Here is a 12,950-nt window from a genome sequence, read left to right on the forward strand (position 1 = left end):
ATGAATAAGAAAAAATCAGATTTTGACAAGGTATTCAGTGCCTGGGACATTCTTGTGATTGCATTTGGTGCAATGATCGGATGGGGCTGGGTTGTATCGACCGGAGGATGGATTGAAAAAGGTGGTGTCGTTGGCGCGGCACTTGGATTTGCAATCGGTGGTGTTATGATATTTTTCGTAGGTCTTACTTATGCAGAGCTTACGGCGGCTATGCCACAGTGTGGAGGGGAACATGTCTTCAGTCACAGGGCAATGGGTCCGGTTGGTTCATTCGTGTGTACATGGGCGATCATTCTTGGATATGTCGGTGTTACATGTTTTGAAGCATGTGCATTTCCAACGATCATTACATATCTGTGTCCTGGATTCTTAAAGGGATACCTTTATACAGTAGCAGGGTTTGATATCTATGCATCCTGGCTGATCGTTGCGATCGTAGTAGCATTTCTGATCATGGTCATTAATATTATGGGAGCGAAGACAGCTGCGATCTTACAGACAATCTTAACGGTAATTATAGGTGGCGCAGGAATCCTGCTGATCATTGCATCTGTACTCAACGGAACAGTTGATAATCTGGACGGTCAGATATTTGCCGGAACAACCGGAGTATCGAATGTAAAAGCTGTTCTTGGTGTAGCAGTGCTTTCGCCATTTTATTTCATCGGATTTGACGTAATTCCGCAGGCATCGGAAGAAATCAATGTTCCACCGAAAAAGATCGGAAAAATGCTGATTCTTTCGGTCATCCTCGCCGTTATATTTTATTCGTTCGTTATTCTGGCTGTAGGTATGGTTCTGGATTCCGGAGCAATTGCAGCATCACAGAAAGGAACCGGACTTGTAACAGCAGATGCGATGGCTGTGGCATTCCGTACATCTGTTATGGCAAAGGTAATTATTGTTGGAGGAATGTGTGGAATTATTACATCATGGAATTCGTTTATGATCGGAGGATCACGTGCAATGTATTCCATGGCAGAGTCTTATATGATACCAAAAATGTTTTCAAAACTGCATCCAAAACATAAGACACCGATCAATGCACTGATACTGATCGGAGTGCTTACGATGCTGGCTCCATTTGCAGGAAGAGTTATGATGGTTTGGATCTGTGATGCAGGAAACTTTGGCTGCTGTATGGCCTACTGCATGGTATCTTTATCATTTTTAATCCTGAGAAAAAAAGAACCGGATATGCCAAGACCGTATAAAGTAAAGCATTACAAATTTGTAGGAACTATGGCGGTTCTGATGTCTGGATTCATGGTGTGTATGTACTGCATTCCGGGATCCGGCGGTAACTTAATCCTCCCTGAATGGGGAATGGTTGTGGCATGGAGTCTGCTTGGAGTAGTATTCTATGCAATTTGTAAGAGTAAATATAAAGAGGACTTTGGAAGTCTTGTAGAGCTTATTTCCGATGAAGATTCTGCTACGCTTATGCCGGAGGCAGATGAGGAAAAATTGGATGAGGTAATTGATCATGCGATAGATGTAGTACTTGGTGTTTAATTCATCACTTTGGATACCCGAATCTACATAAAAAGCAATCAGATCTTTCTGTGCAACTCCAGCCATGACTGCGAATGCACAGAAAGACCTGGTTGCTTTTTATTCTGTGTGTATCGAATGCGTAAGATATGACGAATGAAACGGAGGACGTAACCGTGAGTACTTACCATAAACAGAATATAACAGTTGATAACAGTTCTGCACTGTTATATACTGTTAACAACGGAGGAATAACGTTATGAACATAATCATCAACCACTCATCCATGCAGCCCATCTATGAACAGATCATGGGACAGATTAAAGAAAGAATCATGCATGGGGAATTGAAGGAAGATACAGCACTTCCTTCTGTACGTACATTTGCATATGATAATCTCTATGCGGGTGATGGAGAAGAGAGAATTTTAACACGTGTGCGCTTTTGAGCATAATAGAAGGTAGAATTATAATGTAGAAAAAGTCTCGGAGAATCATAAGTAAATAATTCTCCGAGGCTTTTTTTGTATTTATATTTATATTGGAAAGGGTTACCCTTTATGGGAAATATTTTAAAGATAGTTTAATCTTTCAAGGGTATTTAATACCATGTGGCGTCCGGCATCTGTTCCGTCGATGATACGTCTTGCGCGGACAGAGTCACCGATGTTCAGAACTTCAACATCTTCGCCAACGAACGCTTCCTGAATGTCATTCCAGATTGGAGCGTTTGCTCTCATTCCGAGGCATACGAAACCATAGTCAAACGGAAGTTCTTCTTCTTTTCCGTCGTATTTTACGAGGAAGGAATGAGCATTTACCTTCTGAAGAGATGTGTTGGTCATCTGTCTGACATGATGTTTTTCCATGCATTCTTTCATGCTTGATGTAGAAGAGGCATCCAGGCCGTTTCCAATGATTGGCATCATTTCGATGATGGTTGTTTCAGCACCGCGTGGAGCAAAAAATTCAACAACGTCAAGTCCTACAGCACCACCACCGACAACTACGACTTTCTTGCCTGTCATGTCTTCCGGATAGTTCTTTAAGTTGGCAATCATATCCTTGATAGAATAAACGCTGGCATCTTTCTTTCCAAGGTTGTCATGCAGTCCTTCAATCGGTGGAAGAAGCGGTACAGAACCGGTTGAGTTTACAACAAGGTCAGGTTTGTATTTTTTGATCTCAGCAACAGTTGCATCGACTCCCGTTTTGATTGTCAGATTAGAAAGTTTTGATGCACGGTGTTTCAGGTAGGTTGGGAAATCAGCAAGTCTCTTCTTTGCAGGAATCTTTGAAATCTCAACAGACAGACCACCAACTTCTTTTCCTTTCTCTAATAATGTAACGTTGCATCCGACTTCTGCAGCAGTGCATGCGGCCTCAAGTCCTGCAGTTCCGGCACCGACAACTACAACGTTGCATGGTTTGTTTACTTTCTGTTTCTTATAAGCTTCTCCGTTGATCAGATCCGGGTTGATTGTACAACGAAGTGGTTTGTTACCGCCGATACGGTTACCAACACATCCTACATTACAAGAGATACATTTGCGGATATCACATACATCGCCATACTGTGCTTTATTACACCAGTCCGGGTCAGCAATCAGGCCACGTCCTATACCGATCAGGTCAGCGTCGCCTCTTGCAAGGATATCATCGGCAATCTTAGGATCTCGGATATTTCCGATAGCGATCGTTGGCTTTCCAAATTTATCGCGAACGGCCTTTGCCATGTATGAACGCCATCCGTCTTCCAGATAGTTGGCATCGATCTGATACTGGATAGAAGCATTCAGTCCTGCTGAAGTATCGTAGATATCAACTTCATCATTCAGATATTCGAGATATTCCAGACAATCTTCTACCGTATTACCGCCTTCGACAAGCTCATCTACACTAAGACGTAAAGAAATAGGAACTCTAGGTCCGACAGCTTTACGAACTTCGTCAATTATCATACGGCAGAAACGGGCACGGTTTTTGGCAGAGCCTCCAAATTCATCTGTACGGTCATTGGTGGTAGGAGATAAGAACTGGCTGATCAGGTAAGAGTGTCCGGCGTGGATCTCTACAACATCGAATCCGGCATTGACAGCTCTCTTTGCAGCTGTTCCATAATCTTTTGCAATACTTTCAATCTCTTCTTTAGAAAGTCCGCGAGGAATCTCTCCACCGGCTTTGGATGGAAAACGAGAAGCGGATACCGGCTGCATGCCGATTCTTGAACTCATTGCAGAAGCACCGGCATGGTTAATCTGAATTCCCATCAAAGCCCCCTGTCTGTGACAGGCTTCCGTTAATGTAAAAAGGCGTGGAATGTAGCAGTCCTTGTCAAGACGAAGCTGTGTAGTTCCGTTCGATCCTTCCGGATATTTTACACAGACGTTCTCAACCATGATAAGCCCTGTGCCGCCACGTGCACGCAGCTCATAATATTTGATATGTTCATCGCTCAGTTCCCCATCATGTCCGGCGAAGTCACTTCCCATAGGCATCATTACAACACGGTTTTTAAGTGTCATACCTCTGACTGTCAGAGGGCTGAATACGTGTGGAAAATTGTTTTTCATAGTTTATTATCCTCCATTAAAATCTGATTGTATTTGAGTTACTTCTCTCTATACCTCGATTATATGATTTTGTTAAATAAAAGACAAATTCATGTTTCTGCAAAAGTTGATAGATTTTGTCTATGGATTCTAACCATAAAAGTAAAAAATATACAAAAGTATTGAATGAATATGCAGGAATATGTAGGATAAACTTGCGTGAAAGAAAATTTATTGCTATAATACGTGAGTATATTAGACGAAAGTTTTATTTTTTCATAGGAGAGTACAGGACATGAATGATTTGGAGATGTACAGAGAGCAATTAGCTTTATGCGATGATAAGATTATTGACGCATTGGTAGAACGTAATTCTATTATTGAAAAGATCATGGCATATAAAGAAGAATATGGTATGCCAATCTTACAGCCACAGCAGGAAGAAAAGCAGAAGAAACGTCTGGAGGAAAAGCTGTCAGATAACAGATATAAAGAAGAAATCTTTGATGTATTTGGCTGCATTTTACGCAACAGTAAGAGAATCCAGGCAAGAAAACTCTTTGATTATAATATTGTACTGATCGGATTTATGGGAGCAGGTAAGACAACTATCTCTGATTACTTAAGCACGATGTTCGATATGGATATTGTAGAGATGGATCAGGTGATTGCAGAACGTGAAGAGATGAGTATTTCGGATATCTTTGCTACATATGGCGAAGAGTACTTCCGTGATCTGGAGACAAATCTTCTGATTGAGATGCAGTCACATAAGAATGCAGTTATCTCATGTGGTGGTGGCGCAGCCTTAAGAGAGAGAAATGTGGCAGAGATGAAGAAGAACGGAAGAGTGGTTCTTCTTACCGCTACACCGGAGACCATTTACGAACGTGTCAAAGACAGTAATGACAGACCGGTATTAAATGGAAGAAAGAATGTCAAAGGCATTTCAGAACTTATGGAACAGCGTCGTGAGAAATATGAAGCGGCAGCAGATATCGTAATCAATACAGATGATAAGACAGTCCTTCAGATTTGTGAGGAACTGGTTCAGCGTCTGCAGGAGTCAGAAGAATAGTATGTTTGATAAATTTTTCCCGGATCGCTATGTGGCATCTACATATGTGATTGATTTTGAAGGATTATATAAAGAAGGTGTACGTGGACTGATCTTTGATATTGATAATACATTAGTTCCGCACGGGGCACCGGCAGATGAAAGGGCCAGAGCTTTGTTCAAAAGACTGAAGTCGATTGGCTTTCGGTGTTGTCTGATCTCCAATAATCAGAAACCGAGAGTGGAGATGTTCAACAAAGATATCCAGGTGGATTATGTCTATAATGCGCATAAACCATCCATCAGAAATTATTTAAAGGCGATGGAGATCATGGGCACGGACAGAGACAGTACGGTATTTATCGGAGACCAGCTTTTTACCGATGTGTGGGGAGCAAAACGTGCCGGGATCCCGAATATTCTGGTAAAACCGATACATCCGAAGGAGGAAATCCAGATTGTTTTAAAACGCTATCTGGAAAAAATCGTGCTGCATTTTTATAAGAAAAGTTTACAGTGCGAAAAAAAGGTTGAAAAATAATATCATGTATTATAGAATAATATGAGATGAAATTACGTAAGCGTGTATACGCGATTTAAGGAGGATAAGGTAATGGCTAAAGTTTCAGCAGGAGACATCCGTAATGGTGTAACAATCGAAGTTGACGGAAAAGTATGTCAGGTTATCGATTTCATGCATGTAAAACCTGGTAAAGGTGCAGCATTCGTGCGTGTTAAAATGAAAAATATTATTGACGGTGGTGTGGTAGAGACAACATTCCGTCCAACAGAGACATTTGAACAGGCTCATATCGAGAGAAAGAAAATGCAGTATCTGTATAACGATGGTGAGTTCTACAACTACATGGACAATGAGACATTTGAACAGATCATGATCAGCGCAGAGGATGCAGCAGATTCTATGAAATTTGTAAAAGAGAATGAAGAAGTAACAATCAGCTTCTATCAGGGAAATGCGTTCGCGATCGATCCACCGCTCAGCGTAGAATTAGTTGTAACAGAGACAGAGCCAGGTGTAAAAGGTAACACAGCTACAGGTGCTACAAAACCGGCTATCGTTGAGACTGGCGCTAAGGTTAACGTTCCACTGTTCGTTGATCAGGGCGAGACAATCAAGATTGATACCCGTACAGGAGCATATCTTTCAAGAGCATAAAATTTGTTTTATGATTTTTATAAAAAGCCTTGCATTTTTTGCAGGGCTTTTTTATAATCTAAATACCATAATATTTCTTAAATAATTCTATTTATTTCGGGCGGTTGAATCACCGCATATTTCAGACAACAGTTTTTGAATATTGCTGGATAGGAAGGAGTTCTATGACATATTATCAGTTTATCCACGCAGTAGAAGAAAAAATAAAGAAAGAGGTGAAAGAAGAAAGAAAAATAAGCGTTCATACGAATATAAAAAATAATGGTGTGAAACGGACAGGAATTATGATTTCTGAGAATGGTATTAATATATCACCGACAATATATCTGGAAGAATATTTTCAACAATTCAAAAGAGGCTATCCACTGGAATTGATAGTGAAAGATATCTTATCGTTGTATGAAAAAATACGTTTCCAGAATTCCTGGAAAGAAGGTGAAAAAGTAAAAAGTTATGATTTCGTGAAAGGAAGAATCATATATCGTCTGGTTAACCGGGAACGGAATCGGAAGCTTCTTGAGGATGTCCCGTATAAGGAATATCTTGATCTTGCCATCGTGTATTATGTGCTGCTGGAGATGGATGAATATGGAATGGCCTCTATGCTGGTGAGAAGAGAACATCTTAAGATGTGGAAGGTATCGGAGGAGGATATTTATTATCGGGCATGCAAGAATACACAGAAATTATTACCATATGATTTTTCGACAATGCGTTCTGTGATCATGGAACTTCTGGAAATTGGAAGAGAAATAGAAGAACAGACGGGGAAAATGTATATTCTAAGTAATGTTATGAGAAGTTACGGAGCATGTGCGATGATGTATCCGGATCTGCTTAGAAAAATTGGCGAAGAATTGGAAGAAAACTATTATATACTTCCAAGCAGCGTACATGAGACGATCATCGTGGCAGAAAGCGAAGCTCCTGGGAAGGAAGAATTGTGTGAGATGATTGAAGAGATCAATGAGACGCAGGTAGAAGAGGAAGAAGTGCTTTCGAACAGAGCATATTATTATGAATGCGATACGGGAAAACTGCTCTTTTAAGTAAGAAAAGTAGAAAAAGTGAAGGAAATGCGAGAAAAGTCGAAAGCATTTCCTTTACTTTAGTTCAAAGATGTGTTAATATGACTAAGGCAATTTCATATGGTAATTGTATACGCACCCGTAGCTCAGGGGATAGAGCACCGCCCTCCGGAGGCGGGAGCGGCGGTTCGAATCCGCCCGGGTGTGTACTTTTTTTACTATTTTCTATCGCCATGTGTTCATAATGAACTGTCGGTGGCGGGTCTTGTATGGAGGGAGTCTTATGAAAGTAAAGATTCATGAGGTCCTGACAAGGAAGAACAGATATAAAAGACTGGTATTTATTCTGGTGTTGTTTTCGCTTGTTCTACTTGTAGGAATTCTCGGATTCGGACTCACTAAAGAGAAAGAAAAGAAAGTACAGAAGACAGAACAATTCGTCAGTTCACAGAAAGTAGTTCTGGTAAACGGTGGTTGCGAAAATATGCAGACGAATCCACTGAAAGAAGAGACGGATGAACAGATGATAAAGGCAGTAAAAGATTACTATACAGAAAAGAAGGCCGATACGGAATTTGTGGAGATGTATGATCATTTTAAAATCTATACAAAATCCGGAAAGTACAAAGATACATATGTGGCGTTCGTCAGATATGATATGAAGATCAAAGATATATATACAGAGGTTCCCGGACTTGGAACATTGTATGTCAAAAAGGATTCTCAGGGAAATTACCAGATAACTCAGCAAGTAAAGAAAAAAGAAATCCGGGAATATATTAACCGGATCGCAGAACATGAAGACGTACAGGCTCTGATGAATCAGACGCAGGAGTCTTATCAGAAAGCAGTTGGTTCAGACGCACTTTTGAAGGAGGCGCTGGATGAGCTGAAGGATGCATATGAGAATTCCATAGGAAATTAGAAAACTCTGGAAATATCAGATATCATAAAAGGATGAATGGAGGAGATACAAAGTGAAGAAAATCATTGATTATATTGCAGAAGAACTTGCGGATGCATTTGAAAAAGCAGGTTATGACAGAGCTTACGGAAAAGTAACATTATCAAATCGTCCGGATCTTTGTGAATACCAGTGTAACGGTGCAATGGCGGGAGCAAAAGCTTATAAAAAGGCACCGTTCATGATCGCAGAGGATGTAGTTGCCCTGTTAAAGGACAGCGCATGTATGGAAGAGGTAGAGGTTGTAAAGCCGGGATTTATCAATATCAGACTGAAAAAAGCATTTGTTGCAGATTATCTGAACCAGATGGAAGAAGCAGAAGATCTTGGTATTCAGAAGGCAGAGAACCCTGAGATGATCGTTGTGGATTACGGCGGACCGAATGTGGCAAAACCACTGCATGTAGGACATCTGCGTTCTGCAATTATCGGGGAAAGCGTTAAACGAATTGCGAGAAAAATGGGACATGAGGTTCTTGGAGATATCCATCTTGGCGACTGGGGATATCAGATGGGACTGATCATCACAGAGTTAAAAGAAAGAAAACCAGAGCTGCCATATTTTGATGAATCTTTTGAAGGAGAATATCCAAAAGAAGCACCGTTTACTATCAGCGAGTTGGAAGAGATCTATCCAACAGCAAGTGGTAAGGCGAAAGAAGATGATGCTTACAGAGAGAATGCATTACATGCAACATATCTGTTACAGAATGGACATAGAGGATATCGTGCAATCTGGAATCATATTATCAATGTATCTGTATCTGATCTGAAAAGAAATTATGCAAATCTAAATGTAAGTTTTGATCTCTGGAAGGGAGAGTCTGATGCACAGGCATATATTCCTGACATGATCGATAAGTTGAAAAAAGACGGATTTGCGCATGAAGATCAGGGGGCTCTGGTTATTGATGTGCAGGAGGAGACTGACACAAAAGAGATCCCTCCATGTATGATTCAGAAATCAGATGGAGCTTCACTGTATGGGACAACCGATCTTGCTACACTGGTACAGCGTGTCGAAGATTATCATCCGGATAAGGTTATCTATGTTGTTGATAAACGTCAGGAACTTCATTTTACACAGGTATTCCGTTCTGCGAAAAAGACAGGAATCGTTCCGGCAGAGACTGAATTGAAATTCCTTGGATTTGGCACTATGAATGGAAAAGATGGTAAGCCGTTTAAGACAAGAGAAGGCGGAGTTATGCGCCTGGAGACACTGATTTCGGAAACTGCGGAGAAGATGTATAAGAAAATTTCTGAAAATCATGCGATTGAAGAAGAAGAAGCAAGAAAGACAGCTAATATGATTGGAGTAGCTGCACTTAAATACGGAGATCTTTCAAATCAGGCATCAAAAGATTATGTTTTTGATGTGGACAGATTTATTTCATTTGAAGGTAATACAGGTCCGTATATTCTCTATACGATCGTTCGTATTAAATCAATCCTGCATAAATATCAGGCACAGGGAAACAGCCTGGATGGATTAAAGGTACAGGAAGCACATGCGGACTGCGAGAAAGCACTGATGCTTGAAGCAGCTAAATATAACGATGTGATCGCAAATGCGTTCCAGGACCTTGCACCGCATAAGATCTGTGCATATATTTATGATCTTGCAAATGCATTTAACCGTTTCTACCATGAGACAAAGATTCTGGGTGAAGAAAACGCTGAGAAACAGAAGAGTTATATTGCACTTCTGAAAGTAACAAAAGATGTACTGGAAGGATGTATTGACGTACTTGGATTTGAAGCACCGGAAAGGATGTAAGTAGGATGACAGAGAAATTATTTTATGAGGACAGTCACAGAACCGAATTTACAGCAAAAGTAATTTCCTGTGAAGAAGCAAAGGATGGCTACCGTGTGGTACTGGACCAGACGGTATTCTTCCCGGAAGGCGGCGGTCAGTATGCAGATACAGGAGTTCTGGGAACCGTGAACGTTACAGATGTGCATGAAAAAGACGATGTGATCTATCATTATACGACTGCACCATTGGAAGTGGGAAGTATTGTGACCGGAAAGATCAACTGGGAAGAACGTTTTGAAAAGATGCAGCAGCATACCGGAGAGCATATTGTATCCGGTATCGTGCATGAAAGATTTGGATATAACAATGTCGGTTTTCATCTGGGGGCCGATTACTGTACAATGGATTTTGATGGTACGATCAGTAAAGAACAGTTGAAAGAGATTGAGGCAGCGGCAAATGAGGCAGTATATCAGGATCTTGAAATCGAGATTCTTTATCCGTCGAAGGATGAGCTGAAAGATATGGATTATCGCAGCAAGATCGAGATTGAGGGTCAGGTACGTATTGTAAAGATCCCAGGTTATGATGTGTGTGCATGCTGTGCGCCACATGTGAAGACGACCGGTGAGATCGGAGCTGTCAAGCTGGTAAGCATGGCCAATTATAAAGGCGGTGAGCGTATCACAATGCTCTGCGGAAGACGTGCAATGCGGGATTATGAGAAAAAAGATGCCATGACAAAAGAAATCTCGGCACTGTTATGTGCAAAAGAATATGAAGTGGCAGATGCGGTTGGTAAGCTTAAAGATGAGCAGACACGTATGAAGAGCCAGATCGCAGAATTACAGCAGAAACTCCTGGAATTTCGTGTGGCAGAGATTCCGGTAGAAGAGAAGATTGTGACTGTATTCGACAGCGCATTGTCCGGTAATCTTCCAAGAGAAATGATGAACAGGCTGCTTGATAAAGGCGCAGTGATCTGTGCGGTATTTGCCGGAACAGATACGGACGGTTATCGATATGTAATCGGAAGCAGGAGTGAGGATGTACGCCCGATCAGCAAAGCATTAAACGTCGCGTTTGAAGGACGTGGTGGTGGAAAGCCGGAGATGGTTCAGGGATCTGTGAAGGGAACCGGTAAGGCTATGAAGGAATTGCTTATGCAGTATAAGTAATCGTGTGAATCATAAAGAAACTACCAGACAATAAAATCCGCAGTGTAGTATGTAACACAAATTTGTTTGCAGGAACATAAAAAGATATTTATGTTACATACTACACTGCGGATTCTGCTTTATAAATTGTCATGCACTCGTAAGAAACGGCTCAGACTATGCGCACTATTTTCTATGACTTTGAATGATCAGACGGACGGTTCGATAAAGAAATGGCTTGTACTTTTCGATAGATACAGGTTCTTCAAACAGTATAGAATTGTATCCGGTGGAACCAGCCAATTCCAGAATAGTGAATAGCATAATGTCAATATCCTGATATTCGTGTTCATCGGCTTCTACCAGCTCCAGGTATCGTTCATAGAAGATTTTGTCACCTTCGTCTTCGGCCCAGAAAGCAGATTTTAATGCACCCATTACAAGATTTTTTGAAATAAAGTTCAGCAAAGGCTTATTATTTACTAAAATATTAATGATGTCATCAATGATAAAAATCAGCTGGTCTTCAAGTCCGGTGATGCCGGAGTGCTCCAGAGCAATTGCCGCATGATCAAATAATTCTTTGGTTTTGTGAGCGATCAGCTTATTTTTGATATCATACTTATCTTTAAAATACAGATAGAAAGTTCCTTTCGCTACACCTGCTTTTTCAACAATGTCAGAAATGGCGGTTGAATTGATCCCTTTGGTGGTAAATAATTCATATGCAGTGCGAAAGAGTGCTTCCTTTTTCTTTTTTTTATTTTCCTCGACTCTTCCCATGAGTAATCAGACTTCCTTTTATAACTTTTTGTACAAATTGCTTAGAGTAGTTTTGTACAGATACTGAAATAAATATCTCAACATAATAAGTATAGCAAATCAGAAATAAGAAGTCAAATAAAATTGACTGTTGGTCATATTTTCTTCGTATTGCCTTTTTAATAGAATACCGATATAATAGAAATGTTAAATACGTATGAAAAAGGAGATTATACATGGAGGCATATACAAGTTTTGCCGAGGTTTATGATACATTTATGGATAATGTGCCGTATGAAGAATGGGCGGATTATCTGGAAGACAGATTAAAAGAATACGGAGTAAAAGACGGACTGGTTCTGGAACTGGGATGCGGGACCGGAAGTATGACAGAACTCCTGGCTGAAAAAGGGTATGATATGATCGGAGTAGATAATTCCGAAGATATGCTGGAGATTGCCATGGAGAAAAGGATTGAGAGTGGCCATGATATCCTTTATCTGTTGCAGAATATGCAGGAGTTTGAACTGTACGGAACTGTGAGAGCAATAGTCAGTGTCTGTGATTGTGTCAATTATGTGACAGAAAAGAATGAACTGCAGGAAGTATTCCGTCTGGTCAATAATTATCTGGATCCGCAAGGTATTTTTATTTTTGATTTTAATACAGAATATAAGTACAGAGAAGTGCTGGGAAATCAGGTAATCGCGGAAGACAGGGATGAATGCAGTTTTATCTGGGAAAATTATTACAATCATACATCAATGATCAATGAATATGAACTGACTTTATTTGTACGTGAGGATGAAGAGGCGTCTCTGTACAGAAAATATCAGGAGAGCCATTTCCAAAAGGCATATACATTGCGGGAAATGCGCGGATTGTTAGAAAAAGCAGGACTGAAATTCGTTGCAGCATATGATGCGTATACGAAGAAAGCACCGATGTATACAAGCGAACGGATTACAGTGATCGCAAGAGAATATGGAAAATAGACA

General features: G+C 40.6%; 11 protein-coding genes, 1 tRNA gene and 1 pseudogene. 11 read left to right on the forward strand and 2 right to left on the reverse strand.

Annotation, left to right across the window (positions count from 1 at the left end; genetic code table 11):
• Positions 1-1,515 carry an APC family permease gene (locus NQ508_RS05290; protein WP_006427059.1) on the forward strand — a complete coding sequence of 505 codons (1,515 nt, stop codon included), beginning with the start codon at positions 1-3 and terminating at the stop codon, positions 1,513-1,515.
• A gap of 238 nt (positions 1,516-1,753) precedes the next feature.
• Positions 1,754-1,882 (forward strand): annotated as a pseudogene (locus NQ508_RS05295) (GntR family transcriptional regulator); the annotation flags it as partial.
• 183 nt (positions 1,883-2,065) lie between these two features.
• On the opposite strand, the gene NQ508_RS05300 reads toward NQ508_RS05295, so the two are convergent.
• Complete coding sequence (locus NQ508_RS05300; protein ID WP_006427057.1) at positions 2,066-4,066, reverse strand: oxidoreductase; 2,001 nt, start codon at positions 4,064-4,066, stop codon at positions 2,066-2,068.
• 274 nt (positions 4,067-4,340) lie between these two features.
• On the opposite strand from NQ508_RS05300, the gene NQ508_RS05305 reads away from it, so the two are divergent.
• From NQ508_RS05305 to NQ508_RS05340, 8 genes are all read left to right on the forward strand, one after another.
• A complete protein-coding gene (locus tag NQ508_RS05305; RefSeq protein WP_006427056.1) occupies positions 4,341-5,123 on the forward strand; it encodes a shikimate kinase in 783 nt (260 codons plus the stop codon).
• A 1-nt stretch (position 5,124) separates the two neighbouring features.
• The gene (locus NQ508_RS05310; RefSeq protein WP_006427055.1) at positions 5,125-5,643 is read left to right on the forward strand and encodes a YqeG family HAD IIIA-type phosphatase; all 519 of its coding nucleotides are present in this window, start codon (positions 5,125-5,127) and stop codon (positions 5,641-5,643) included.
• 72 nt (positions 5,644-5,715) lie between these two features.
• Complete coding sequence (efp, locus tag NQ508_RS05315; protein WP_006427054.1) at positions 5,716-6,279, forward strand: elongation factor P; 564 nt, start codon at positions 5,716-5,718, stop codon at positions 6,277-6,279.
• 164 nt (positions 6,280-6,443) lie between these two features.
• Complete coding sequence (locus NQ508_RS05320; RefSeq protein ID WP_006427053.1) at positions 6,444-7,328, forward strand: DUF5688 family protein; 885 nt, start codon at positions 6,444-6,446, stop codon at positions 7,326-7,328.
• 114 nt (positions 7,329-7,442) lie between these two features.
• Positions 7,443-7,514, forward strand: a tRNA-Arg gene (locus NQ508_RS05325).
• A 76-nt stretch (positions 7,515-7,590) separates the two neighbouring features.
• On the forward strand, positions 7,591-8,232 hold the full coding sequence (locus NQ508_RS05330; RefSeq protein WP_006427051.1) for a hypothetical protein: 642 nt from the start codon (positions 7,591-7,593) through the stop codon (positions 8,230-8,232).
• Positions 8,233-8,284: 52 nt separating this feature from the next.
• Complete coding sequence (gene argS / locus NQ508_RS05335) at positions 8,285-10,051, forward strand: arginine--tRNA ligase (protein ID WP_044919791.1); 1,767 nt, start codon at positions 8,285-8,287, stop codon at positions 10,049-10,051.
• Between the two features lie 5 nt (positions 10,052-10,056).
• On the forward strand, positions 10,057-11,211 hold the full coding sequence (locus NQ508_RS05340) for an alanyl-tRNA editing protein (RefSeq protein ID WP_006427049.1): 1,155 nt from the start codon (positions 10,057-10,059) through the stop codon (positions 11,209-11,211).
• Between the two features lie 165 nt (positions 11,212-11,376).
• On the opposite strand, the gene NQ508_RS05345 is transcribed toward NQ508_RS05340, so the two are convergent.
• Positions 11,377-11,973: a TetR/AcrR family transcriptional regulator gene (locus NQ508_RS05345; RefSeq protein ID WP_006427048.1), complete on the reverse strand. Its 597-nt coding sequence runs from the start codon at positions 11,971-11,973 to the stop codon at positions 11,377-11,379.
• Positions 11,974-12,188: 215 nt separating this feature from the next.
• Between NQ508_RS05345 and NQ508_RS05350 the strand changes: the two genes are divergently transcribed.
• Positions 12,189-12,947 carry a class I SAM-dependent DNA methyltransferase gene (locus NQ508_RS05350; RefSeq protein WP_006427047.1) on the forward strand — a complete coding sequence of 253 codons (759 nt, stop codon included), beginning with the start codon at positions 12,189-12,191 and terminating at the stop codon, positions 12,945-12,947.
• The last annotated feature ends 3 nt before the right edge of the window (positions 12,948-12,950 follow it).

Origin of the sequence: Dorea longicatena (assembly GCF_025150085.1) — a bacterium.
In the GTDB taxonomy this organism is placed as follows: domain Bacteria; phylum Bacillota; class Clostridia; order Lachnospirales; family Lachnospiraceae; genus Dorea_A; species Dorea_A longicatena.

Bases quoted from the DNA above. Each gene is read 5' to 3' on its own strand.
- NQ508_RS05290 (WP_006427059.1), top strand. From the start codon at position 1: ATGAATAAGAAAAAATCAGATTTTGACAAGGTATTCAGTGCCTGGGAC.
- NQ508_RS05300 (WP_006427057.1), bottom strand. From the start codon at position 4,066: ATGAAAAACAATTTTCCACACGTATTCAGCCCTCTGACAGTCAGAGGT.
- NQ508_RS05305 (WP_006427056.1), top strand. From the start codon at position 4,341: ATGAATGATTTGGAGATGTACAGAGAGCAATTAGCTTTATGCGATGAT.
- NQ508_RS05310 (WP_006427055.1), top strand. From the start codon at position 5,125: ATGTTTGATAAATTTTTCCCGGATCGCTATGTGGCATCTACATATGTG.
- efp (WP_006427054.1), top strand. From the start codon at position 5,716: ATGGCTAAAGTTTCAGCAGGAGACATCCGTAATGGTGTAACAATCGAA.
- NQ508_RS05320 (WP_006427053.1), top strand. From the start codon at position 6,444: ATGACATATTATCAGTTTATCCACGCAGTAGAAGAAAAAATAAAGAAA.
- NQ508_RS05330 (WP_006427051.1), top strand. From the start codon at position 7,591: ATGAAAGTAAAGATTCATGAGGTCCTGACAAGGAAGAACAGATATAAA.
- NQ508_RS05340 (WP_006427049.1), top strand. From the start codon at position 10,057: ATGACAGAGAAATTATTTTATGAGGACAGTCACAGAACCGAATTTACA.
- NQ508_RS05345 (WP_006427048.1), bottom strand. From the start codon at position 11,973: ATGGGAAGAGTCGAGGAAAATAAAAAAAAGAAAAAGGAAGCACTCTTT.
- NQ508_RS05350 (WP_006427047.1), top strand. From the start codon at position 12,189: ATGGAGGCATATACAAGTTTTGCCGAGGTTTATGATACATTTATGGAT.